General features: G+C 67.3%; 20 protein-coding genes. 13 read left to right on the top strand and 7 right to left on the bottom strand.

Going from position 1 to position 24,374, the window contains the following annotated elements; translation table 11 throughout:
- Position 1: 1 nt before the first annotated feature.
- The 5 genes from AC1DP9_RS00220 to AC1DP9_RS00240 all read right to left on the bottom strand — a co-directional run bounded on the left by AC1DP9_RS00220 (position 2) and on the right by AC1DP9_RS00240 (position 3,151).
- Positions 2-520 (bottom strand): type II toxin-antitoxin system YhaV family toxin, encoded by a 519-nt coding sequence (locus AC1DP9_RS00220; protein ID WP_477106291.1) that lies wholly within the window; start codon positions 518-520, stop codon positions 2-4.
- The gene (locus AC1DP9_RS00225) at positions 520-873 is read right to left on the bottom strand and encodes a type II toxin-antitoxin system PrlF family antitoxin (protein ID WP_477106292.1); all 354 of its coding nucleotides are present in this window, start codon (positions 871-873) and stop codon (positions 520-522) included. Before AC1DP9_RS00225 ends, AC1DP9_RS00220 begins: the two co-directional genes overlap by 1 nt.
- Before the next feature lie 130 nt (positions 874-1,003).
- The gene (panC, locus tag AC1DP9_RS00230; protein WP_441590705.1) at positions 1,004-1,846 is read right to left on the bottom strand and encodes a pantoate--beta-alanine ligase; all 843 of its coding nucleotides are present in this window, start codon (positions 1,844-1,846) and stop codon (positions 1,004-1,006) included.
- 156 nt (positions 1,847-2,002) lie between these two features.
- On the bottom strand, positions 2,003-2,905 hold the full coding sequence (locus tag AC1DP9_RS00235; protein WP_092290703.1) for a segregation and condensation protein A: 903 nt from the start codon (positions 2,903-2,905) through the stop codon (positions 2,003-2,005).
- A gap of 54 nt (positions 2,906-2,959) precedes the next feature.
- Positions 2,960-3,151: a DUF3460 family protein gene (locus AC1DP9_RS00240; RefSeq protein WP_092290701.1), complete on the bottom strand. Its 192-nt coding sequence runs from the start codon at positions 3,149-3,151 to the stop codon at positions 2,960-2,962.
- A gap of 342 nt (positions 3,152-3,493) precedes the next feature.
- Between AC1DP9_RS00240 and AC1DP9_RS00245 the strand changes: the two genes are divergently transcribed.
- The 3 genes from AC1DP9_RS00245 to bamE are packed head-to-tail and all read left to right on the top strand — an operon-like array spanning position 3,494 to position 9,995.
- Positions 3,494-5,257 (top strand): autotransporter assembly complex protein TamA, encoded by a 1,764-nt coding sequence (locus AC1DP9_RS00245; protein ID WP_092290699.1) that lies wholly within the window; start codon positions 3,494-3,496, stop codon positions 5,255-5,257.
- On the top strand, positions 5,257-9,405 hold the full coding sequence (locus tag AC1DP9_RS00250; RefSeq protein ID WP_477106293.1) for a translocation/assembly module TamB domain-containing protein: 4,149 nt from the start codon (positions 5,257-5,259) through the stop codon (positions 9,403-9,405). The genes AC1DP9_RS00245 and AC1DP9_RS00250 overlap by 1 nt, the downstream gene beginning before the upstream one ends.
- Before the next feature lie 44 nt (positions 9,406-9,449).
- Positions 9,450-9,995 (top strand): outer membrane protein assembly factor BamE domain-containing protein, encoded by a 546-nt coding sequence (gene bamE / locus AC1DP9_RS00255; protein ID WP_477106572.1) that lies wholly within the window; start codon positions 9,450-9,452, stop codon positions 9,993-9,995.
- 55 nt (positions 9,996-10,050) lie between these two features.
- Here bamE and metG read toward each other — a convergent pair whose 3' ends face one another.
- Both metG and AC1DP9_RS00265 read right to left on the bottom strand, forming a co-directional pair.
- Positions 10,051-12,138, bottom strand: a complete 2,088-nt coding sequence (gene metG, locus AC1DP9_RS00260; RefSeq protein WP_477106294.1) for a methionine--tRNA ligase — start codon at positions 12,136-12,138, stop codon at positions 10,051-10,053.
- A gap of 262 nt (positions 12,139-12,400) precedes the next feature.
- On the bottom strand, positions 12,401-13,036 hold the full coding sequence (locus tag AC1DP9_RS00265) for a YiaD family glycine zipper/OmpA-like lipoprotein (RefSeq protein WP_092290695.1): 636 nt from the start codon (positions 13,034-13,036) through the stop codon (positions 12,401-12,403).
- Positions 13,037-13,411: 375 nt separating this feature from the next.
- On the opposite strand from AC1DP9_RS00265, the gene apbC reads away from it, so the two are divergent.
- From apbC to AC1DP9_RS00315, 10 genes are all read left to right on the top strand, one after another.
- The gene (gene apbC, locus AC1DP9_RS00270; RefSeq protein WP_092290693.1) at positions 13,412-14,500 is read left to right on the top strand and encodes an iron-sulfur cluster carrier protein ApbC; all 1,089 of its coding nucleotides are present in this window, start codon (positions 13,412-13,414) and stop codon (positions 14,498-14,500) included.
- 14 nt (positions 14,501-14,514) lie between these two features.
- Positions 14,515-15,060 carry a DUF3305 domain-containing protein gene (locus AC1DP9_RS00275; RefSeq protein WP_454757303.1) on the top strand — a complete coding sequence of 182 codons (546 nt, stop codon included), beginning with the start codon at positions 14,515-14,517 and terminating at the stop codon, positions 15,058-15,060.
- A gap of 17 nt (positions 15,061-15,077) precedes the next feature.
- The gene (locus tag AC1DP9_RS00280; RefSeq protein ID WP_477106295.1) at positions 15,078-15,689 is read left to right on the top strand and encodes a DUF3306 domain-containing protein; all 612 of its coding nucleotides are present in this window, start codon (positions 15,078-15,080) and stop codon (positions 15,687-15,689) included.
- A gap of 105 nt (positions 15,690-15,794) precedes the next feature.
- Positions 15,795-17,936, top strand: coding sequence for a 4Fe-4S binding protein (locus AC1DP9_RS00285; protein ID WP_477106296.1), 2,142 nt, complete (start codon positions 15,795-15,797; stop codon positions 17,934-17,936).
- Between the two features lie 44 nt (positions 17,937-17,980).
- The gene (locus AC1DP9_RS00290; protein WP_477106297.1) at positions 17,981-18,622 is read left to right on the top strand and encodes a TorD/DmsD family molecular chaperone; all 642 of its coding nucleotides are present in this window, start codon (positions 17,981-17,983) and stop codon (positions 18,620-18,622) included.
- A gap of 174 nt (positions 18,623-18,796) precedes the next feature.
- Positions 18,797-19,018, top strand: coding sequence for a formate dehydrogenase (locus AC1DP9_RS00295; RefSeq protein WP_092290683.1), 222 nt, complete (start codon positions 18,797-18,799; stop codon positions 19,016-19,018).
- A 72-nt stretch (positions 19,019-19,090) separates the two neighbouring features.
- Entirely contained in the window at positions 19,091-22,159 is a 3,069-nt protein-coding gene (locus AC1DP9_RS00300) for a molybdopterin-dependent oxidoreductase (RefSeq protein WP_477106298.1), read from the top strand.
- Between the two features lie 21 nt (positions 22,160-22,180).
- Positions 22,181-22,858 carry a formate dehydrogenase FDH3 subunit beta gene (fdh3B, locus tag AC1DP9_RS00305; RefSeq protein WP_477106299.1) on the top strand — a complete coding sequence of 226 codons (678 nt, stop codon included), beginning with the start codon at positions 22,181-22,183 and terminating at the stop codon, positions 22,856-22,858.
- The gene (locus AC1DP9_RS00310; RefSeq protein WP_454757299.1) at positions 22,855-23,091 is read left to right on the top strand and encodes an EexN family lipoprotein; all 237 of its coding nucleotides are present in this window, start codon (positions 22,855-22,857) and stop codon (positions 23,089-23,091) included. The genes fdh3B and AC1DP9_RS00310 overlap by 4 nt, the downstream gene beginning before the upstream one ends.
- Positions 23,092-23,105: 14 nt before the next feature.
- Entirely contained in the window at positions 23,106-24,308 is a 1,203-nt protein-coding gene (locus AC1DP9_RS00315) for a formate dehydrogenase subunit gamma (RefSeq protein ID WP_477106300.1), read from the top strand.
- Positions 24,309-24,374 lie beyond the last annotated feature (66 nt).

Raw genomic sequence — 24,374 nt, forward strand, 5'->3', positions numbered from 1 at the left:
GTCAGTTCATCGAGACACTGCGCAGCGGCGTGACGATGCCAGCAAGCTCTCGCTCGGCCAGTTGCGCCGCGGCCAGCAGGCTGTCCCAGTCGTCGGGCGGATTGCCGTTCGCCAGCATCTTCGCGAACACGCGGTACGCATCGGTCTTGCTTTCGTAGGCGCGCTTGGTGGTCTCGTCGTTGACCCAGCCAAACACGATGACCTTCTGCTGCGCGTTGAAGCGGTAGAACAGCCGGTACTGCTGGAAGAACCGCGCGCGGCACCAGTGCTTGTGCGTGTCGCCCAGCGTCCCCCCGAGCCGGTATTCGGCGTTCGACGGGTCGGACGGAATCCTGTTCATCATCAACTCGAAGATCGCCCTGAGCCGCTTCGCGGCGTTCTTCTGCCGATAGCCTTCCGGATCTTTTCTTGCCAGCCCCTCGACGGTGATGGTCAGCGACGTCAGTTGATCGATGAACAACGGATGGGCGTACAACCGCCACCCGTTGACGACCGGGGTCTCGGTTTGCGGCTCTGCCATCAGTCTTCGTCCGGCAGCGGGGCGTCGAGGTCGATCCCGATTTGACGCGTGAGTTCGTCGATCCGGGCCAGCAGATCCACGCTCAGCGCACGCAGGCGTTCCGGATGCTGGGCGATGTCGCGCTCCAGCAGGTCCAGGAAGGGGGCGAGTGCCGGGTCATGGGATACCGCCGCGCCCGTTGCTCGCTGCATGACGACTTCGCCACTTGGCCGCACCACGTAACGGATCTTGTCGCGGCGCTCAAGTTTCAACGCGCGCCGGATGACGTCGGGCACGGTGGTCTGGAATCGGTCGGTCAGCGACGATTCCGCCTCGACAACGGCCTCCTCGGGCGCGTGGTACACGAGCGGCATGGTGGAACTCCTCAACACAATGCCGTGATGGTAATGCAAGTGCATTACCTGAGCAATGCAAATGCATTACCGATGGGCCGAAAAAAAGCCCGCGCAGCGACGGGCTTTTTTGCAGCGACACGCTAAAACCTCAAATCTCGAGGTTATCGATCAACCGCGTCGCGCCCAGTTTGGCGGCGGTCAGCACGACCAGCGGTTCGCCGGCGGCGAATTCCTCGCGGGTGGGGGCCTGCAGGTTTTCGCGTTTGCGGATGGACACGTAGTCGGGCTTCCAGCCGCGCGCGGCCAGCTTGGTGACGGCATCGGCTTCCACCTGGAGCAGGTCGACCTTGTCGCCCGCGAGTACCGTATCGCGCACCTCATGGAGAGACTTATAGAGCATCGGCGCTTCGGCGCGTTCGGTCTCGGTCAGGTAGCGGTTGCGCGACGACAGCGCGAGCCCGTCCTCGGCGCGGATGGTTTCCGCCGGGATGATGTCGATGGGCAGCGCGAACTGCTTGACCATGCGGCGCACGATCATCAGCTGCTGGTAATCCTTCTTGCCGAACACGGCTACGCGCGGCTGGGCGCACGAGAACAGCTTCATCACCACCGTGCACACGCCCTTGAAGAAGCCGGGGCGGAACTCGCCTTCGAGGATGTCGCCCAGGTCGTGCGGCGGCTCCACGCGGTATTCCTGCGGCTCCGGGTACATGTCGCGCTCGGTGGGCGCGAACAGCACGTAGACGCCTTCCCTCTGCAGCTTTTCGATGTCGTCCTGCAGCGTGCGCGGGTACTTGTCGAAGTCCTCGTTCGGGCCGAACTGCAGCCGGTTGACGAAGATCGATGCCACCACCGGGTCGCCATGCTGGCGGGCCAGGCGCATCAGCGACAGGTGGCCTTCATGCAGGTTGCCCATAGTGGGGACAAACGCCGCGCGATTCTGCCCGCGCAACTGGTCCCGCAGCTCTTGGATAGAGGAAATGACTTTCATGTACGTGGTGTGCTGTCGTGGTAGGAGAGCGCCCGGGTGCGTGCCCGGGGTGCACCGGCTCTTGAAATCGCTGAAACGGGGGATGGCCGGTTGTCGGCGGATTGTAGAGCATCCGCGCCATTCGAAATGCCGCCTTGGCGGCTTGACCCGTGGGAATCAGGTCGGCGTGTACGTCAATCGCACATAAATTGGTGCGAACGGCTCGGCCTGCGTGATCTCGACGAGGGCCTCGCGCGACAGTTCCAGCATGGCGATGAAGTTCACCACCACCACCGGCACGCCCTTGCCGGAGCGGATGGCGTCGTCGAACAGTTCGGTGAACTCCATGAACCTTGAGTGCTGCAAACGCCGCAGGATCTGGCTCATGTGCTCGCGCACGGAGAGTTCCTCGCGCGAGATCTTGTGATGCTGGTTGAGCTTGGCGCGCCGGAGCACGTCAGCCCAGGCGGACTGCAGGTCAATCGTTTCCACGTCCGGGAAACGCGGCGACAGGCTCTGCTCGATATAGACCTGCGAGCGCAGGAAGTCGCGGCCGAGTTGCGGGACGGTGTCCAGCCGCTGCGCGGCCAGCTTCATCTGCTCGTATTCGAGCAGGCGGCGGACCAGTTCGGCGCGGGGATCCTCGGCTTCGTCGTCGCTGTCGGCCTTCTTCACCGGCAGCAGCATGCGCGACTTGATCTCGATCAGCATCGCGGCCATCAGCAGGTATTCGGCAGCCAGCTCGAGGTTGGTCTTGCGGATCTGCTCGATGTACAGAAGATACTGACGCGTCACCTGGGACATCGGAATGTCCAGCACATTGAAGTTCTGCCTGCGGATCAGGTACAGCAAGAGGTCCAGCGGCCCTTCGAATGCTTCCAGGAAGATCTCGAGCGCGTCGGGCGGGATGTAGAGGTCCTGCGGCAGCTTGAACAGCGGCTCGCCGTACAGGCGCGCGAAGGCCATGCCGTCGACCATGTCGCCGGGGCTGGTCGAGGCCGCACCGCCGGCGGGCGCCACGGTTGGCAGCTCCACGGGCAGCGTCAGCTTTTCCTGCGCGTCTTTCTCGCTCGGATGCATCCGGGTCAGGTCGGGTTCGGGATCGGGCGGGCCGGGATCGGGGCTCAATCGGGCTTAGTTGCCCGACGAGTACACGTACGGCTTCTGGGCCACGCGCGAGTCGTTGGCGCGGGCGCGTTCCTCGAGGTCGATCGGGGTCTTGTCCCACAGCAGGGCGCGGCCTTCGCGCTGCTCGGCTTCAAGGGCAGGACGTTCCTGCTTGAGCGTCTTGATGAACTGGGTGATTTCCGATTCGTACATGGCCATGATGAAACTCGCCGCCCGGTGGCGGAGTGGGGGAATAGTGGGGCACGATTTTACCGTATCGGCGACCGGGCAAGGAGGAATCGGCGGACGATGTCCGGGGCGCGAACCGGGAAGCGGCCCCGGGCGCCGGTTTCCGGTGTAATTTGACGCGATTCCGGCGTCGGACGCGGGGCCGGGTGTGGTCAAATAGCGACTTTGCCGGATCGACACGGACGGATGAGGATCGACTTGGGTCACGTGGCCACAAGGAGCGCCGCAAGCCGGGCGTTGCAATGCCCCCCACAGCCCCCCCAAGCCGGGGACGGTTGCCGCGCGCGCCTGCGCCGGGCTGGGCTGGCCCTGATGCTCGGGCTGGCCGGGCTGCTGATCCAGCTGCTGGCGTCCGAGGCGCTGGCCGCCCGCGCCGCCTACAAGGTGGAGATCGAGGCCCCCAAGGTCCTCAAGGACATCCTCGAGGAACACCTCGACCTCGCGCGCTACACCACCCGCACCGACATTTCCGAAGACCAGTTCGCCTACATGGTGGAAACCGTGGGCGAGCAGGTGCGCCAGTTCGCCTCCACCGAGGGCTGGTTCGATCCCGAAACCAAGGCCACCGTGACCGGCGAGGGCGACAGCCGCGTGGTCCATATCAGCGTGGACGCCGGTGCGCGTACGCTGATCCGGCGCGTGGACCTGGAGGTGACCGGCCCGGCCGCCACGCAGAACCCGCAGCAGGTGAACGAGATGCGCGCCAAGTGGGGCCTGCCCGTGGGCGACCCGTTCCGTCAGGCAGACTGGGACAAGGCCAAGGAAGATGCGCTGGTCGCCCTGCAAAGCCATACCTACTATGGCGCGAAGCAGACGGCGTCGCGCGCGCGGGTGGAGCCGGACGAGCATGCCGCCGATTTGTCGGCGCGCTTCGAGAGCGGGCCGGCCTACGTGCTCGGGCCGCTCGAGGTGGAGGGCACGCGCCGCTATCCCGAACAGATCGTCCGCAACGTGAACCCGCTCCGCGAGGGCGAGCCATACCGCGTAGAGCGGCTGCTGGAGTTGCAGCGGGCGATCCAGAACCAGCCGTACTTCTCCAATGTGCAGGTGGATCTGGCCGAGCCGACGCCGGCCGAATCGGCCGAGGCCGCCGCGAAGGACGAGACCGTGGTGGCGCCCGTGAAGGTGCGCGTGCGGGAATATCCGACGCACCGCGTCAGTTCCGGTGTCGGCTTCACCACCGATACCGGCGCGCAGGTGGAAGGCCGCTACTCGTACTACAACCTGTTCAACCGCGCGTGGGTGCTCGACACCCAGGCGCGCATCGAGCAGAAGCGCCAGTACGGCTTTATCGAGGCGGCCATGCCGCCGGACTCGCATACCTATCGCAACAGCATCTACAGCAGCTACGAGCGCACGATCGACATCGAGAGTACCGACCTGACCAGCTGGCGCGCCGGCCTCAAGCGCTCGCGCTCGCGCGAGAAGTACGACACCACCGTGTCGCTCGATTTCTACTACGACAACCTCGTGCCGTTCGGCCAGCCGGAGCAGATCTCGAAGGCACTCGTGCCGGCCTTCGCCTGGACCCGCCGCGACGTGGACAACCCCGTGTTCCCGCGCCGGGGCAATGTCATCAGCACGCAGATCGGGGTGGCGGCCAAGAATATCCTGAGCGATGCCACCTTCCTGCGCATGTATGGCCGGATTCGCCAGTACGTGCCAGTGGGCAACCGCGACCTGTTCATCGCCCGGCTGGAACTGGGTGCCAATATGACCTCGGCCGATCCGGCGCTGATTCCGGCCTCGCTGCGCTTCCGCGCGGGCGGTACCGATTCCATCCGCGGCTACAGCTACCAGTCGATCGGCACGCCGAACGGCGCCAGCGTGCTGCCGGCGCGCTTCCTGGGCACCGGCAGCCTGGAATACCAGTACTGGTTCAAGCCCGAATGGGGCGTGGCGGCGTTCTGGGACATGGGCACGGCCACCAACGACCTGCACGGCGTGAAGCTCTATCACGGCGTGGGCGTGGGCGCGCGCTGGCGCAGTCCGGTGGGCCCGGTGCAGCTGGACATCGCCTATGGCATCCAGCAGAACCAGTTCCGGCCGCATATCTCGCTTGGGGTGGCGTTCTGATGCATATGGACATGCCACCCGTGCCTCGCCGCAATGAAGATGAACCGCGCGCGCCTCGCTCCCCCCGTCCAATACGCCGCCGCGTCTGGCGAGTGCTCGGCTGGACGCTGGCCGTACTGCTGGCGCTGCTGATCGCCGCCATCGCCACCGTCGTGGTGGCGCTGCGCACCGAGGCCGGCACGCGCCAGCTCTGGACGCTGGCCACGCGCTTCTCGGCCGGCATGCTGGCCGGCACGTTCGAGGGCGGCACGGTCGTCAGCGGCCTGCGGCTGCGCGATGTGGTCTACGCCAGCGGCGACACGCGCGTCAGCATCGACAAGATCGATAGCCGCTGGAGTGCGACGTGGTCGCCGGCGCGCCTGCATGTGGAATGGCTGCGCCTGGGCAAGATCGACGTGCGCCTGCCGCCGTCCGCGCCCACGCCGGACACCGGGCCGGCGCAGATGCCCAAATCGCTGGAGCTACCACTGGCCATCGACGTCGACACGCTGACGATTGCCGAACTGTCGCTGCTGCAGGGCCCGCCCGCAACGGCCACGCCGCAGGTGTTTTCCGATCTTGCCGGCGCGCTCCATTCCGATGGCATGCGTCACCGCGTGGTGGTGGACAAGCTCGTCACGCCGTACGGCAAGCTGCAGGCCAATGCCCAGATTGCCGGGCAGGCGCCGTTCGCGCTCTCCGCCGAGGCGCTGCTGGAGGGCCATTGGCAGGACGAATCGTTCGCCGTATCGGCCACCGCCAGCGGCGCGCTCGACGCGCTGCGTGCCGAGGCCGAAGCCACCGGCGACCGCATCCGCGCGCGGGCCGGCATCGACGTGACGCCGTTCGGCAAGGTGCCGTTCACCCATCTGCTGATCGATGGGGACCGGATCAACCCGCGCCTGTTCAGCCCCACGGCGCCGCAGGCCAACCTGACCGTGCATGCCGAGCTGCGCCCCGTGGAAGCGGTGGCACCGCCGCCGCAGATCGCCCAGCCGGCGCCGGGGCAGTCCACGGCGAGTGCGGTGGCGGCGGCTTCGGCGGCATCGGCCTCCGCGCCGGTGCCACAGCCGGCGCCGCGCACGCGCAACCCGCTGGCCGTGGCTGGCGAGGTCACCGTGCGCAACCTCGATCCCGGCCCCATCGACAAGGAACGGCTGCCGGTGCACAGCGTGCGGGCGCGCGTGGAGGTCAGCGAGATGGCCCAGACGCTGCGCGACCTGCGCATCGCGCTGCCGGGCAAGGCCGAGATCGTCGGGCAGGGTGCGCTGCGCGACGGACGCGGCGGCTTCGACCTCGACGTGCACCGGCTCAACGCGGCCGATCTGTATACAACGCTGGTGCCGACCAACCTCTCCGGGCCGGTGATCCTGCGGCTGGAGCCGGGCCGCCAGAGCGTGGCGCTAGACCTGGCCGGCGGCGAGCTGAAGCTGTTCGCCGATGCGCGCGTGGACGAGGACGCCGTGACGCTGTCCGCGCTGCGCGCCGGGCTGGGCGCCGGCACGCTGACCGCCGAGGGCAAGCTCGGCCTCAAGGACACCCAGCCGTTCAGCTTCAAGGGCAAGCTGGCCAATTTCGATCCGGCGCGGCTGGCCAAGGTGGCGCCGGGCCGCATCAATGCCGATTTCTCGACCACGGGCTCGCTGGCCAAGGTGCTCAGGGTGGCGCTCGATTTCGGTCTGCACGAGAGCGAGTACGCCGGACTACCGATGACCGGCACCGGCAAGATCCGGCTTGAGGGCGAGCGGCTGCTGCCCAGCGAGGCGTCCCTGCTGATGGCCGGCAATCAGGTCAACCTGCGCGGCAGCTTCGGCGCGCGCGGCGACCGGCTCAAGGTCAATGTCGATGCCCCGCAACTGGAGCGCCTCAAGTTCGGCGTGGCCGGGCGCGCCAAGCTGGACGCCGAGGTCACCGGCACGCTCAAGCGTCCCGAGGTGGTGGGCGACTACAGCGCGCAGGCGCTGGTGATCGGCCCGCACAAGGTGGCCAGCGCCAGCGGGCATGCCGAACTGCGCGGCGGCCTGGACGGCACCGTGTCCGTGCAACTCGCCGCGCGCGACTATCAGGGGCCGCAGGCCACCGTCCATACGCTCGATGCCAACCTGAGCGGCACGCAGGGCAATCACACCTTCGACGCCAAGGCGGCCGGCACGGTGAACCGCCAGCCGATGCAGCTGACGCTGGCCGGGCAGGGCGCGTGGCAGGGTGACAAGGGCTGGAACGGCACCATCCGCACGCTCGACTTGCGCGGCACGACCATCGTGCGGCTGGCGGCGCCGACGCAGCTGCTGGTGGCGGACCAGCACATCCGGCTCGGGCAGGCGCGGCTGTTGTTCGAGCGCGCCACGGCCAACATCGACGGATTCGAGTTCGACCATGGCCGCATCCGCACGCAGGGCAATCTCGATGGGGTCGAGGTGGCCAATATCTTGAAACTGATGCAAACGCTGACCGGGGAGCCGCCGCCGCTGCGCTCGGACCTCGTGCTGGACGGCCGCTGGAACCTGAACCTGGCCGAGACGGCGACCGGGTTTGCCGAGATCCGCCGGCGCAGTGGCGACGCCTCGATCAGCGCCGGGCGGGGCTGGACCACGCTGGGGCTGGGCGAGACCGCGCTGCGCGCCGAGTTCGTTGGCAACCGGGTCACGTTGCGCGGCGGCACCACGGCGGCACGGATCGGCAAGATCGACGTCGATGCGTCGGCAGGGCTTGTGCAGGAGCAGGGGCTGCTGACCGTGGGGCCGGCTTCGACGCTGGCCGGCACAGTGTCGGCGGACATCCCCCGGTTGAAGTCGCTGGAATCCCTGACCGGCCCGCAGTACGCGTTCGAGGGCAAGCTGGCCGCCGCGATGCGGCTCGGCGGCACGGTCGGCAATCCGCTGCTGACCGGCACGCTCGACGGCAGCGATATCGCCGTCACGCTGTACGACCAGGGCATTCGCCTGACCGACGGCGTGGTCCATATCGTGCTGGACCAGAACACGGTGGAAATGAAGGAAGTGCGATTCCGGGGCGGCGACGGCACGCTGGTCGCCACCGGCAACGTCAAGCTGGGCGAGACCGACCCGAACCTGACCGCCAAGATCGTGGCCGACAAGCTCCAGTTGTTCGCCAGCCCCGAGCGCACGCTGATCGTCTCGGGCGAGGCCGGCATCGCCAACGAGAACAAACAGATTGCGATACGCGGCAAGTTCCGCGTCGATCGTGGCCTGTTCGACCTGCCCAAGTCCGGCGCGCCGGTGCTCGGCGACGACGTGGTGGTGGTGCGCCGCAGCGACCAGCGCGAACTCAAGACCGCCGCCACGCCGGTGGTGCCCGAGTCCCAGCCGGCAAGCCGCTTCAGCCCGCTGATCGACATCACCGTGGATCTGGGCGACGACTTCCGCTTCCGCGGCGCCGGCGCGGACATCAAGCTCGCGGGCCAGCTCGGCGTGAAGAGCGAGCCGCTGGCGCCGATGCGCGCCACGGGAACGGTGCGCGTGGTGGATGGCACGTACGAGGCGTTCGGCCGCAAGCTCAACATCGAGCGCGGCATCATCAACTTCAACGGGCCGATCGACAATCCGAACATCAACATCCGCGCCATGCGCCGCAACCAGGAGGTGGAGGCGGGCGTGGAGGTCACCGGCACGGTGCGGATTCCGCGCGTGCGGCTGGTGTCGGAGCCGAATGTGCCGGAGGAAGACAAGCTGTCTTGGCTGATGTTCGGCTACGGGGCGGAGAGCGCCGGGGCGGGCCAGCAGCGCCAGCTCAGCGGCGGCGCGCTCGGTGGCGCGGCGCTGGGCATGATCGGCGGCCGGGCGGGCAAGGGCATCGTCTCGCACCTCGGCATCGACGAATTCTCGATCGGGCCGTCCACGGCGGGCCTGAACGACCAGCAGGTGGTCAGCGTCGGCAAGGCCGTGACCGAGCAGATCTCGGTCGGCTACGAGCAGAGCCTGACCTCGGCGTCGAACGTGGTGAAGCTGACCTGGGCGTTCTCGCGCCGCTGGTCGCTGATTGCCAAGGGCGGGTCGATCAACGGGCTGTCGGTGCTGTTCAACCGCCGCTTCAATAACTGGAGTAGCCTGTTTGCCGCCGAACCACCGCGCCGGTCCACGGCTGCCGACGCTGGCACCGCGTCGGCCAGCGAGCCGGCCGGCGACCCTGTGGAAGCCATCAAGCGATAACCACCATGACCTTCACTTACGCGTCGCGCAGACGCCTTGCCACCATGGGACTGATTGCCTCCTTGCTTGCGCTGGTCGGCTGCGACCAGCAGAAAGTGGACGAAGCGATGAAAAAGGCCGGCAACGTGGCCCGCGACACGTGGAACAGCGTGAAGCCGGACAGCCAGCTATTCAAGGGCATCGAGATCGGCAAATCGACCGAGGATGACGTGCGCCGCCAGGCCGGCAAGCCCGAGATCGTGTGGGAGGAGGCCGATGGCGGCAAGCGGCTGGAGTACCCGCGCGGGCCCGAGGGCGTGACCACGTGGATGGTGCGCACCGCGCCGGACGGCACCGTGCGCACCATCGAACAGGTGCTGACGGCCGAGAACTTCCAGCGCGTGCGCCCGGGCATGAGCCAGGACGGCATCCGGCGCATGCTCGGCAAGCCGACCAAGGTGGAAGCGTTCGCGCTGAAGCAGGAGGAGGTGTGGGGCTATCGCTGGCAGGAGTCGCCCGCGGACCGGGCATTCTTCAACGTCCACTTCAACAGCCAGGGCGTGGTGACCACCACGTCACGCAGCGACGACCCGTCGCGGCAGGGGGGATGAAGTCTTTTCTCCCCTCTCCATTGGGAAGCGGGGAGCGAACACACGGTAGGCGAACTTAGCCGATCCGCATGCCCGGTACCGCGCCGCTGTGCGGTTCCAGGATGTACAGGCCCGGATTGGCCTTCTCGTCGGCCGCCGAGGCTGCCAGCACCATGCCTTCGGACATGCCGAACTTCATCTTGCGCGGCGCCAGGTTGGCCACCATCACGGTCAGCTTGCCCACCAGCTGCTCCGGCGTGTAGGCCGACTGGATGCCCGAGAACACGCTGCGGGTCTTGCCTTCGCCCACGTCCAGCGTCAGTTGCAGCAGCTTGCTGGAGCCTTCCACCTTCTCGCACGCCACGATCTTCGCCACGCGCAGGTCGATCTTCGCGAAATCATCGATCGTGATGGTGTCGCCGATCGGCTCGATGCCGGCCGGGGCGCCTTGGGCGCCCTGGGCACCATCAGCGCCAGCCGGGGCGGCGGTGGCCTGGAGCGAGTCGCGGTTGGCGGCCACCAGCGCCTCGATCTGCTTGGTGTCGACGCGGGTCATCAGGTGGGCGTACGGCTGCACCGGACGGTCGGCCGACAGTTGCTTGTCGATGGCGCGCCAGTCCAGCGGCTCGATGTTCAGGAAGCGCTCCACGCCGGCGGCCATGGCCGGCACCACGGGCTTCAGGTAGACCGTCAGCAGGCGGAAGGCTTCGAGCGAGACCGAGCAGGCTGCGTGCAGCGCATCGCGCTTCGCCTCGTCCTTGGCCAGCTCCCACGGCTTGTTGGCGTCCACGAAGCCGTTCACGGCATCGGTCAGCTCCATCACCAGGCGCAGTGCCTTGCTGTACTCGCGGCCCTCGTAGAAGGCGGCGAGCTGCGGCGCGGCCTGCCGCAGCTGCACCAGCAGCGGGTTGCCGAGCGCGGCCTCGTTGACCTTGCCGTCGAAGCGCTTGACCAGGAAGCCCGCCGCACGGCTGGCGATGTTCACGTACTTGCCGATCAGGTCGCTGTTCACGCGGGCGACGAAGTCGTCCAGGTTCAGGTCCAGGTCTTCCATGCTCGCGTTGAGCTTGGCCGCGAAGTAGTAGCGCAGCCATTCCGGGTTCATGCCGGTGTCGATATAGCTCTGCGCGGTGATGAAGGTGCCGCGCGACTTGCTCATCTTGGCGCCATCCACCGTCAGGAAGCCGTGCGCGAAGACGTTGGTCGGCGTGCGGTAGCCCGAGAAACGCAGCATGGCCGGCCAGAACAGCGTGTGGAAGTACAGGATGTCCTTGCCGATGAAGTGGTACTGCTCGGCGGTGGAGTGCGGGCCGACCCAGGCGTCGAAGTCGATGCCCTTCTTTTCCGCCAGGTTCTTGAAGCTGGCGTAGTAGCCGATCGGGGCGTCCAGCCAGACGTAGAAGTACTTGCCCGGGGCACCCGGGATCTCGAAGCCGAAGTACGGGGCGTCACGCGAGATGTCCCAGTCGCTCAGCGTGGAGGCCTCGCCTTCGCCGCCCAGCCATTCCTGCATCTTGTTGGCGGCTTCCGGCTGGGCCAGGTCGGCCACCCACTCGCGCAGGAAGCTCTCGCAGCGCGGATCGGACAGCTTGAAGAAGAAGTGCGTCGACGTCTTGCGCACCGGCGTGGCACCGGAGACCACCGAATACGGGTTCTTCAGGTCGGTCGGCACGTAAGTTGTGCCGCATACTTCACATGAATCGCCATATTGGTCCTTGGCGCCGCACTTCGGGCACTCGCCCTTGATGAAGCGGTCCGGCAGGAACATGTTCTTGACGGGGTCGTAGAACTGCTCCACCTCGCGCTCGGCGATCAGGTCCTCAGCCTTCAGGGCCAGGTAGATCTTCTCGCAGAGCTGGCGGTTTTCCTCGGCGTCGGTGCTGTAGTAGTTGTCGAAAGAGACCAGGAAGCTGTCGAAATCGCGCTTGTGCTCGGTCCAGACGCGGTCGATCAGCTGTTTCGGGCTGATGCCTTCCTTCTCGGCGCGCAGCATGACCGGCGTGCCGTGGGTGTCGTCGGCGCCCACGTAATAGACCTCGTTGCCCATCATGCGCTGGAACCGGACCCAGATGTCGGTCTGGATGTATTCCACCAGATGGCCGATGTGGATCTGGCCGTTGGCGTACGGCAGGGCGGATGTGACGAGGATGCGACGTGCGGTCATGAAGGAGGCCGGGGAATGATGATGAGGTCCGGCGAGCCGCCGGAGGGCGGGCGCGAGGACGGAAAGCGGCTATTTTAGCAAGCGGGGCGCCGGCGCGTCCGGAATCGGCATTGCAAACCGTTCGACCAAAAAAAAGCGCCGGTTGGTACCGGCGCAGCTTTCCACAACGGAAAAGGAGGAGAAATCAGATACCGCCCGGGAGGTCAGCCACCCATCGCGAGCCAGCAACGGTGGCAAGCGGTATCTGAACGGTATGACCCGCTCACCCCTGAATTGGTTTCAAGAAAATTTCGACTCGTCGATTTTGGGCCCGGCCGGCCTCGGTGGCGTTGTCCGCCACGGGCTGCGTCTGGCCCCGGCCCTCGGCGCTCAGGCGGTTCCGGGCGACGCCGCGGTCACCCAGGTACGACGCCACGCTCTGGGCGCGGCGCTGCGAGAGCTGCATGTTGTAGTTCGGGTTGCCGGTGCTGTCCGTATGGCCCACCACGTTGGCGACCACGTCCTGGTGCTGGCCCAGGGTCTGCGACACCTGGTCGAGCACTGAGCGGAACGACGGCTTGATGCTCGCGCTGTCCGTATCGAACGTCACCTGGCTCGGGATATTCACCTTGAGCGAGCCGTCCGGCTGCTCGGTGATCTGGGTGCCCGTGCCCGCCGTGTCCTTGCTCAGCTTGCCGCGGATGGCATTCCAGTTGTAGCCGGTGGCCCCGCCCACGGCACCGCCCACCGCCGCGCCCACGAGCGTGCCAGTGGTGTTGCCGCCGATCAGGTTGCCCAGGCCGGCACCCACGGCCGCGCCCACGCCAGTGCCGACCGCGGTATGGGTCTGCTGCTCCGTGGCGCAACCGGCCAGGGCTGCGGCAACGGCGAGCGAGACGGTGACGAGCTTGAATCTCATGCTTTCTCCTTCTGATGACATGCTGGGATATTTCACAAATGTTCGGCCAACGGCATACCGCATGGTAACTGCATCCGCCGGATTGACGCATCGAGCGCCCACAAGTTTCATCATGCGTTTGAAAACAAGCAGGACGATCGGGGCCGGGCGCCTTGCCGGCGTTGCCCCAGGCGGGTGGCCGGGCACTGGCGCACTACAATAGGGACATGGCAGTACCCGCACAAGGGCAAAGGTGTCAGAGATGTAAATGTCTGTAATTCCACACTCGATGGAGGGGATCTCGCCCGGCGCTATCGCGCCCCTGGCTGCTCCTTCATACTTTGATACATTACGCGCCTAATCCCCACTGACCTATATAAAGAAGCGGAGTCTGCCTTGAGCCTCACCATTGAACAGGTAACCGATGCCCTGCGCACCGTGATCGATCCCAACACGGCCCGCGACCTGGTGTCCACGCGCTCCGCCCGCAACGTGCGGGTGGACGGCGGCGATGTCTCGGTGGAAGTGGAACTGGGCTATCCGGGCAAGAGCCAGATCGAACCGATCCGCAAGCTCGTGATTGGCGCGCTGCGCACCCTGCCCGGCGTGACCAACGTCAGCGTGACCGTGACCATGAAGATCGTGGCCCACGCGGTGCAGCGCGGCGTGAAGCTGCTGCCGGGCGTGAAGAACGTGATTGCGGTGGCCTCGGGCAAGGGCGGGGTGGGCAAGTCCACCACGGCCGTGAACCTGGCACTGGCGCTGGCCGCCGAGGGCGCCCGCGTGGGCATGCTCGACGCCGATATCTACGGCCCGAGCCTGCCGATGATGCTGGGCATCGACGGCCGCCCCGAGTCGGCCGACGGCCAGACCATGGAGCCGCTGGAGGGCCACGGCCTGCAGGCCAACTCGATCGGCTTCCTGATCGAGCAGGACAATCCGATGGTGTGGCGCGGCCCGATGGTCACGTCCGCCCTGGAACAACTGCTGCGCCAGACCAACTGGCACGACCTGGACTACCTGATCGTCGACATGCCGCCGGGCACCGGCGACATCCAGCTGACCCTGTCGCAGAAGGTGCCGGTGACTGGCGCCGTGATCGTGACCACGCCGCAGGACATCGCGCTGCTGGACGCCCGCAAGGGGCTCAAGATGTTCGAGAAGGTCGGCATTCCGATCCTCGGCATCGTCGAGAACATGGCGGTCTACTGCTGCCCGAACTGCGGCCACGTCGAGCATATCTTCGGCGAAGGCGGCGGCGACAAGATGAGCAGCGAGTATGGCGTGGACCTGCTCGGCAGCCTGCCGCTGAACCTGTCGATCCGCGAACAGGCCGATTCGGGCCGCCCCACCGTGGTGGCCGAGCCGGATAGTCCGATTGCCGGGATCTACCGCGAAGTGGCGCGCAAGGTCGCCATCAAAGTGGCGGATAAGGCACGTGACATGACGAACAAGTTCCCGAGCATCGTGGTGCAGAATACCTGAGGCCGGCCGCCGCCATGGACGAAACCCTTCCCGCATCGCCTGTCTCGCCCGAGACCCCACCGGCTGGCCGGCCTGGGGTCACCATGGCCGTGGTGATGCGCAAGGTGCCACTGGCCAACCGTTGGCAGCCCTGGAAGTGGGAGCTGGACGCGGTGCTGCCGGACCTGGGCGAGTACGGCGCCGCGCCGCTGCGGCTCGATGCCGACAGCCACGGCGCGCGCTGGCTCTATCCGGGCCATCCCGTGACGCTGTATCGCGACGAGGGCGAGGGCTACTACCTGAACCTGACCTCGACCACGCCGTGCTGGTTCGTGCTGTGGCGCATGGCCGAGGAGCCCGATGCCGATGGCGAGACCCGCGCGGTGCCGGTGACGGTGACGCTCTCCTACAACGAGGCCGGGCGCTGGCTCGATGCCGGCGAAAGCGTGGAGAACGTGCCGCTGGAACCCGCGCAGCGCGAGTGGCTCGAAGCGTTCACGCACGAGAACTATCGCCCCGAGCCCAAGAAACGGCGCCGTCCGGAGTCCTTCAAGGCGCCGGAAGACCGCGCGCGGTACTGACCGCCCCGGACCCTGCCATGAGCGACGCCGATTCCTCCTTCCTCTCGCGCTGGTCGCGCCGCAAGACCGCCGTGCGCGAGGGCCAGCCGGTGCCCGCCGAGCCGGCGCTGGTGCCTGAAGCCACCCCGGCGGCGTTAGCGGAAGCCCCCGCTGCGCCGCCTGCCGAACCCCAGGAAGCCGCGCCGCTGCCCACCCTGGCCGACGTGGCGCTGCTGCAGCCGGGCGACAACATCGCCCGCTTCGTGGCGCGTGGCGTGGACGAGACGGTCAAGCGCGCCGCGCTGAAGACCCTGTTCGCCGATCCGCACTTCAATGTGATGGACGGGCTGGACACCTATATCGACGACTACGGCAAGCCGGACCCGATTCCGCTCGATGTGCTGCGCCGCATGACCCAGTCGGAGACGCTCGGGTTGTTCGACCCGATCGAGGAAGAGGAAAAGGAAGGGGAAGCGAAAGAGAAAAAGGAAACGGAGGGGGAGGGCGAGATGGCGGCCGATTCCAAGGCGCTGGAAGCCGAGGAATCCCCGGAAACCGAGGTCGCGCAAGCCCAATCCGCGCCCGACCTCCCCGCCGACACCCCCGCCGACATCGCCATCCCGCCCCTCCCTGCGGATAAACGCGCGTAGCCCTGCGCCGCGTGTGGGCCTAGAATGGGCCACCCCTACAAATCCGCCGACCGGGACGATCCTCCACCACGAAGAGGGCGCCGGGCCGGCAAGCAGTCTTGCCCCATGCCGACGCTGATCTGCAATTGCAACGACACCATGCCGCTTGACGGGGCGGCACTGTCCGATGCCTCTGGTTCCCTGAAGGTCCACCGCCTGCTGTGCCGGCGTGAAATCGGCGATTTCCGCCGGGCGCTCGATGGCGCGGAAGACGTCATCGTAGCCTGCACCCAGGAAAGCCCGTTGTTCACCGAGGTGGCTGGCGCTGCGCGCGAGGGCGGTGTGGTCACCGCGCCGGTGCGCTTCGTCAATATCCGCGAGACCGGCGGGTGGTCGCAGGGCGCGCGCCGTGACCCGGCCACCGCCAACGCCAAGATCGCCGCCCTGCTGGCTGCCGCCGCGCTCCCCGAGCCCGACCCGGTGGCGGTGGTGGACTACCGCTCGAACGGCGCCGTCCTGGTACTGGGCCCGGCCGCGCGGGCGCTGCCCTGGGCGGGCCGGCTCACCGAGGCCGGCCTCGAAGTCACCGTGCTGCTGACCGGCGCATCGATCAGCGATGTGACGCCGCCCGCCAGCCGCGCGTGGCCCGTCCACAGCGGCACGCTGGCCGGCCTGACCGGCTGGCTCGGCAACTTCACGGCCAGCTGGCGGACCGGCGCCGGCCAGAGCAACCCGATCGACCTCGACCTCTGCACGCGCTGCAACGCCTGCGTCGATGCCTGCCCGGAAGGGGCGATCGACTTCAGCTACCAGGTCGACCTGGACCGCTGCCGCGACCATCGCGACTGCGTGAAGGCCTGCGGCGCGGCGGCGGCGATCGACTTCGACCGGCCTGCCGCTACCGCCGAGGCGCGCTTCGACCTCGTGTTCGACCTCAACGACGCGCCGGCCTTCGCCATGCACCAGCCCCCGCAGGGCTACCTGCACGCGGGCGCCGACGTGGCGCGCCAGCATGCCCACGCGCTGCAACTGCAACAACTGGTGGGCGAGTTCGAGAAGCCCAAGTTCTTCCGCTACAAGGAAAGCCTGTGCGCCCACGGCCGTAACCAGACCACCGGCTGCACCGCATGTATCGACATTTGCTCGACGCAGGCGATTGGCTCGCGGTGGCGCGATGGCAAGGGTTCCATCGAGGTCACGCCCAATCTCTGCATGGGCTGCGGCGCCTGCACCACGGTCTGCCCGACTGGCGCCATCAGCTACGCCTATCCCGGCCCCGAGGCGCTTGGCGAGCGGCTGCGCACGCTGGTCTCGACTTACAACGCCGCCGGCGGCCGTGATGCCGTGCTGCTACTGCATGGCGAGGAGTATGGAAATCCGGCCATCCTGGCGCTGGGCCGCGCGGCCCGGGCCGGGCAGGCGCGCGGCGTGCCGCCCAACGTGATTCCCGTGCCGCTGTTCCACCCGGCTGCCACCGGCATCGAACTCTGGCTGGCGGCGCTGAGCTGGGGCGCGGGCGGCGTGGCCGTGTTGCTGACCGGCGACGAGGCCCCGCAGTACCGCGCCGCGCTGGTCGAACAGATGAATGTGGCGCGCGCCATTGTCGAAGGGCTGGGCTATCGCGGGTTGCGGCTGACGCTCGTGGAAGCGGGCGACGTGGGCGGGCTGGATGCCGGCCTCGCCGCGCTCGCCAGTCCCCCGTCGCGCGTGACCGCGCCGCCGCCGGCCAGCTTCCGCGCGGCGCTGGCCAAGCGCGAGACGCTCGACTTCGCCATCGACCATCTCGCCCGCCATGCCCCGGTGCCGGCCGAAGTGGTGCCGCTGCCCGCCGGCGCGCCGCTGGGCGCCATTACCGTGGACACGGGCCGCTGCACGCTGTGCATGGCCTGCGTGGGCGCGTGTCCGTCCAACGCGCTGCGCGACAACGCCGAGCGCCCGGTGCTGGCCTTTATCGAACGCAACTGCGTGCAGTGCGGGCTGTGCGAGACCACCTGCCCGGAGGACGCCATCGCGCTGGTGCCGCGCCTGCTGACGGGCGAGGGCGCCCGCCGCACGGTGACGCTGAACGAGACCCAGCCGTTCCATTGCATCCGCTGCGCCAAGCCGTTCGGCACCGCCCAGATGGTGCAGTCGATGCTGGTGCGACTGGCCGGCCACCCGGCCTTCGCGGGCGCCAACGCGGACCGGCTGAAGATGTGTGCCGATTGCCGCGTGGTGGACATGATCGAAAAAGACACCGGCGCGACGCGCGGGGCGACGCTCCAGTAACGCCAGTCGCCCCGCAGGGTGCGGCCGACCAGACCTATCAAGACATGACTGATTTCCAGCCGATTCAGCTGATCCCGCCCGCGCCGGCCCCCGGCGAGCCCGACGCCGAGGACATGGCCCGCGCGGACCTCTACGGCCTGCTGGCCACGCTGTTCTTCCAGCCGCCCGATGCCGCGCTGCTCCACCATATCGCCGCCAACCGCGCCAATGCCGAGGACGCCCGCACGGTGCTGGGCCAGGCCTGGAACGCATTGTGCGACGCAGCATCGACGACCTCCGCCGAGGAAGCCGCCGACGAGTACGCGCGCCTGTTCGTGGGCGTGGGCAAGCAGGAGGTCTTTCTGTACGGCTCCTATTACCTGGCCGGCTTCCTGAACGAACGCCCGCTGGTGGCGCTGCGCGACGACCTGGCCCGCTACGGGCTGGCGCGGCACGAGGGCATCAGCGAGACCGAGGACCACATCGCCACACTGTGCGAGGTCATGCGCTTCCTGGTGGCGGGGGATGATGTGGCGGTCTGCAACGCCGGCGAGCAGCAGCGCTTTTTTGCCCGCCATATGCAGCCGTGGATGGAGCGACTCTGCGACGCGCTGGCCGAGCACCCGCAGGCGCAGTTCTACCGCAGTGCGGCAGAACTGCTGCGCGCGTTCACCGGCGTGGAGGCGGTGGCGCTGGAGATGCATTGAGGCAGGGCGATTGTGTGAAAGCCGTGTGAAAGGCCAACGCAAGCACCGGGTTTATCCGCAGTTTGAGGATTTTCCGATTGACAGTGTGGTCTTTCATTTCGCTTCAATCTAGAATATGCAAGACAAGGCATAAATAGATCATCCATCGGTCACGCAAAACCGACAGGAGCCCCCATGAAAGACAAGCAATCCCGGGTCGCACGCCGGACCTTCCTGGCCGGGGCTGGCGTGGTTGCCGCTGCCGGTGCCGCCGCCGTGGCCACGCGCGGGCAATCGGCGCTGGCCGATGCCCTCGCGCCGCCCACCACCGCCGATGCGGCCGATCCCGCGCCCGACAGCCAGGGCTACCGGGTCTCCGCCCATATCCGCAAGTACTACCGCACCACGCTGATCTAGACCTGGGCGCCCGCACGGCGTGCCGGCTGGCGCGCCTTGTCTCTCGTCCCCCCTCTTTCGCCGAGGCAAGACATGATCCTGACCCGCAAGCGCGCGGACCAAGGCCAGACCGACCGGGTTGCGAACCGGCTCGCCGACCCAACTGCTCCGCAGGCCCATCCTTCCAGTCATGGCAATGGCAATGGCAATGGCAACGGCAACGGGCGCCTGGCGTCCCGCCTGGCCGCAGGGCTGGCCGGGGCGATGCCGACGATGGATCGGCGCAGCTTTCTCAAGCGGTCGGGCATCGGCGTGGGTGCCGGGCTGGCCGCCACGCAACTGACGCTGATCCGCAAGGCCGATGCCGACGACGGCAAGACCGGCGCCGGGGCCGGCAAGGGCGAGATCGTGGTACGGCGCACCGTGTGCGGCCACTGCTCGGTGGGCTGCGCGGTGGATGCCGTGGTGCAGAACGGCATCTGGATACGCCAGGAACCGGTCTTCGACTCCCCGATCAACATGGGCGCGCACTGCGCCAAGGGTGCCGCGCTGCGCGAGCACGGCCATGGCGAGTACCGGCTCAAGTACCCGATGAAGCTGGTCAACGGCAAGTACCAGAAGATCAGCTGGGACCAGGCGCTGGACGAGATCACGGCGAAGATGAAGGCCATCCGCCAGGAGACCGGCCCCGATTCGATGTTCTTCGTCGGCTCGTCCAAGCACAGCAACGAGCAGTCGTACCTGCTGCGCAAGTGGGTGTCGTTCTTCGGCACCAACAATACCGACCACCAGGCGCGCATCTGCCACTCCACCACCGTGGCCGGCGTGGCGAACACCTGGGGCTACGGGGCGATGACGAACTCGTACAACGATATGCAGAACGCCCGCGCGGCGCTGTATATCGGCTCCAACGCCGCGGAGGCGCACCCGGTGTCGATGCTGCACCTGCTGCACGCCAAGGAGAACGGCTGCAAGGTGATCGTGGTGGACCCGCGCTACACCCGCACGGCGGCCAAGGCGCATCACTACGTGCGCATCCGTTCGGGCACCGACATCGCCTTCCTGTTCGGCGTGCTGTATCACATCTTCCAGAACGGCTGGGAAGACCCCAAGTACCTGAACGACCGCGTCTACGGCATGGACAAGGTCAAGGCCGAGGTCCTGGCCAAGTGGACCCCGGACAAGGTCGAGGAAGTCTGCGGCGTGCCCGAGGCCCAGGTGAAGCTGGTGGCCGAGACCATGGCGAAGAATCGCCCGTCCACGCTGGTCTGGTGCATGGGCCAGACCCAGCACACCATCGGCAATGCGATCGTGCGCGCCTCCTGCATCGTGCAGCTGGCGCTGGGCAATATCGGCGTGTCGGGCGGCGGCGCCAACATCTTCCGTGGCCATGACAACGTGCAGGGTGCCACCGACGTGGGCCCGAACCCCGACTCCCTGCCGGGCTACTACGGCCTGGCCACCGGCGCGTGGAAGCACTACGCGGCGGTGTGGGGCGTGGATTACGAATGGATCAAGAAGCAGTTCGTCTCGCAGGCGCTGATGGAAAAGTCCGGCACCACGGTGTCCCGCTGGATCGACATCGTGACCGAGAAGCGCGACCTGATCGACCAGGACAACAACGTCCGTGGCGTGTTCTTCTGGGGCCACGCCCCGAACTCGCAGACGCGCGGCCTGGAGATGAAGCGCGCGCTGGACAAGCTCGACCTGCTGGTGGTGGTGGACCCGTACCCCTCCGCCACGGCCGCCATGGCGAACATGACGCCGACCGACGGCGACAAGATCAACCCGAACCGCGCCGTCTACCTGCTGCCGGCGGCCACCCAGTTCGAGACCTCGGGGTCGTGCACGGCCTCGAACCGCTCGCTGCAATGGCGCGAGAAGGTCATCGAGCCGCTGTTCGAGTCGATGCCCGACCACACCATCATGCAGGCCTTCGCCGAGAAGCTCGGCTTTGGCAAGGAGCTGTCGAAGAACTACAAGATGATCGAGGTCAAGCGCGCCGGCCGTACCTGGCAGGAGCCCGAGACCGAATCGATCTTGCGCGAGATCAACGCCAGCAACTGGACCATCGGCTACACGGGCCAGTCGCCGGAGCGGCTCAAGTCGCATATGCGCAACATGCAGATGTTCGACGTGAAGACGCTGCGCTGCAAGGGCGGCAAGGACCCGGTCACCGGCTACGACCTCACCGGCGACTACTTCGGCCTGCCGTGGCCGTGCTACGGCACGCCCGAACTCAAGCACCCGGGATCGCCGAATCTTTATGACACCTCGAAGCACGTCATGGACGGTGGCGGCAACTTCCGCGCCAACTTCGGCGTGGAGCGCGATGGGGTGAACCTGCTGGCCGAGGATGGCTCCTGTTCGGCCGGGGCGGAGATCACCACCGGCTACCCCGAGTTCGACCACGTGCTGCTGAAGAAGCTGGGCTGGTGGGACGACCTGACCGACGCCGAGAAGAAGGCCGCCGAGGGCAAGAACTGGAAGACCGACCTCTCGGGCGGGATCCAGCGCGTGGTGATGAAGAACCACGGTTGCCATCCGTTCGGCAACGCCAAGGCGCGCGCCGTGGTCTGGAACTTCCCCGACCCGATCCCGCAGCACCGTGAGCCGCTGTACTCCACGCGGCCGGACATGGTCGCCAAGTACCCGACCCACGACGACAAGATGGCCTTCTGGCGCCTGCCCACGCTGTACAAGTCGGTGCAGCAGCGCAACATCGAGAACAAGATCTACGAGAAATTCCCGATCATCCTGACTTCGGGCCGGCTGGTGGAATACGAGGGTGGCGGCGAGGAAACCCGCTCCAACCCGTGGCTGGCCGAGTTGCAGCAGGAGAACTTCGTCGAGATCAACCCGCAGGCGGCGTCCGCGCGGGGYATCCGCAACGGCGACTATTGCTGGGTGCGCACGCCGACCGGTGCCCGCCTCAAGGTGCGCGCGCTGGTGACGGAGCGCGTGGGCGTGGATACGGCGTTCATCCCGTTCCACTTCTCGGGCTGGTGGGAAGGCAAGGATCTCAAGCAGTTCTATCCCGATGGCGCGTACCCGATCGTCCGGGGGGAGGCCGTGAACACGGCCACCACCTACGGCTACGACTCGGTGACGATGATGCAGGAAACCAAGACCACCGTTTGCCAGATCGAGCGGTTTGCCTGAGCCTGAGAAGCGGAGAGACACATGGCACGCATGAAATTCATCTGTGACGCCGAGCGCTGCATCGAATGCAACAGCTGCGTCACTGCCTGCAAGAACGAGCACGAGGTGCCCTGGGGCGTCAACCGGCGCCGCGTGGTGACGATCAACGACGGCATTCTCAACGCCGAGAAGTCGATCTCGGTGGCCTGCATGCACTGCTCGGACGCGCCCTGCATGGCCGTCTGCCCGGTGGATTGCTTCTACCGCACCGACGACGGCGTGGTGCTGCACGACAAGGACGTCTGCATCGGCTGCGGCTACTGCTCCTACGCCTGCCCGTTCGGCGCCCCGCAGTTCCCCAGCGAGGGCGCCTTCGGCGTGCGCGGCAAGATGGACAAGTGCACGTTCTGCGCCGGCGGCCCGGAGAAGAACGGCAGCGAGGAAGAATTCGAAAAGTACGGCCGCAACCGGCTGGCCGAGGGCAAGCTGCCGCTCTGCGCGGAAATGTGCTCGACCAAGGCCCTGCTCGGCGGCGATGGCGACGTGATTGCCGACATCCTGCGCAACCGCGTGATCAAGCGCGGCACGGGCGGCGATGTGTTCGGCTGGGGCACGGCCTATGGCAAGCCGCAGGCGCCTGCCAACGGCACTCCGGCGGCCCCCAGCACCCCGCAGGGCACCGCACCCGGCGCCCCGGCCGGCGGAGGGCAGCCGTCATGACCCGCGCCGCGTTGATCGTATCGATGCTCGCCACCGTCGCGCTGCTGGCGGCGTGCAGCGAGAAGCCGCAGACCGTCTCGGCCACGCACAAGAAGTCGGATTCCATCGCCTGGCAGGGCGCCCCCGGCGACCCGTTCGTGGCCAAGGGCTGGACGGCGGGCGACAAGGACAGCTGGCAGCGTCAGATCCATCAGCGCAACCAGTACCAGAACGAGTACAACCGCATCCAATGAGCGGGGGAGGCGCCATGACCGTCATCCAGACCCTCAAGACCTTGCTGGCCGGGGTGGTCCTTGCCGCCGGTGTGGCGGGCGCGGCGCTGGCCCAGGCGCCGGCCTCGCCGCCTGCCGCGCAGCCTCCGGCGCAGGCGCAGGCCCCGACGCAGGCCCAGGCGGACGCCAACAATCCCGCCACGCACCCGGTGCAGCCGTTCGCGGGCGTGGCCAGCGAGAACATCTTCAACGTGCCCCGGCGCGACGTGGCCGCCGAGGCCCGCTCGCAGCAGGAGCGCTCGGTGACCCAGCCGGGCAACAACGCGCCGGTCTGGCGCGAGGTCAACTCGGACCAGCATCACTACAGCAGCCTGCCCGCCAAGGAAGCCGGGGTGCTGATCCAGCGCACCGGCCAGAAATGGCGGCTGTTCCGCAATGGCGTGCTGACGGTCTGGGGCGGCTGGATCCTGATCCTGGTGCCGGCGGCCATCCTGGCCTTCTTCGCCTGGCGCCGCACCATCCCGCTCAAGTCCCCGCGCACGGGCCGCATGATCGAGCGCTTCACGCCCACCGAGCGCTTCGTGCACTGGGCCGTGGCCATCTCGTTCGTGATCCTGGCGATCTCGGGCATCGTGATCCTGTTCGGCAAGCACTTCCTGCTGCCGATCATGGGCCACACGCTGTTCGGCTGGCTCACCTACATTCTCAAGAACCTGCACAACCTGACCGGGCCGGTGTTCACGCTGTCGATCATCGCCACCTTCGTGGTGTTCGTGCGTGACAACGTGCCGAACCGTGGCGACGTGGTCTGGGTGCGCAAGCTCGGCGGGCTCGCCTCCGGCGCCCACGTGCCCAGCGCGCGCTTCAACGCCGGCGAGAAGATGTGGTTCTGGGGCGGGATGGTGCTGCTCGGGCTGGTCCTCTCGGCCTCCGGCTGGGTGCTGGACATGATCGTGCCGGGCCTGGACTACTACCGCGCCACGATGCAGATCGCCCACGTGATCCATGGGGTCTCGGCCGTGGTGATGATCGTGCTGGCCTGCGGCCATATCTATATGGGGACGATTGGCATGGAGGGCGCCTACCGCGCCATGCGCGATGGCTACGTGGACGAGGCCTGGGCCCGGGAGCACCACGAGATCTGGTACGACGACATCCAGTCCGGCAAGATTCCCGCCCAGCGCTCCACGCCCCGTGACGGCACGCCGCGCGTGCGGCCGCGTCCCGGCGAAGTGTGAGGGTTTACCGCAGCGCACCATGCACCCGACCGGGGCGGCGTTACAATCGCCACGGCAGTCAACTCT

It is taken from the genome of Cupriavidus sp. 01L43 (genome assembly GCF_056399925.1).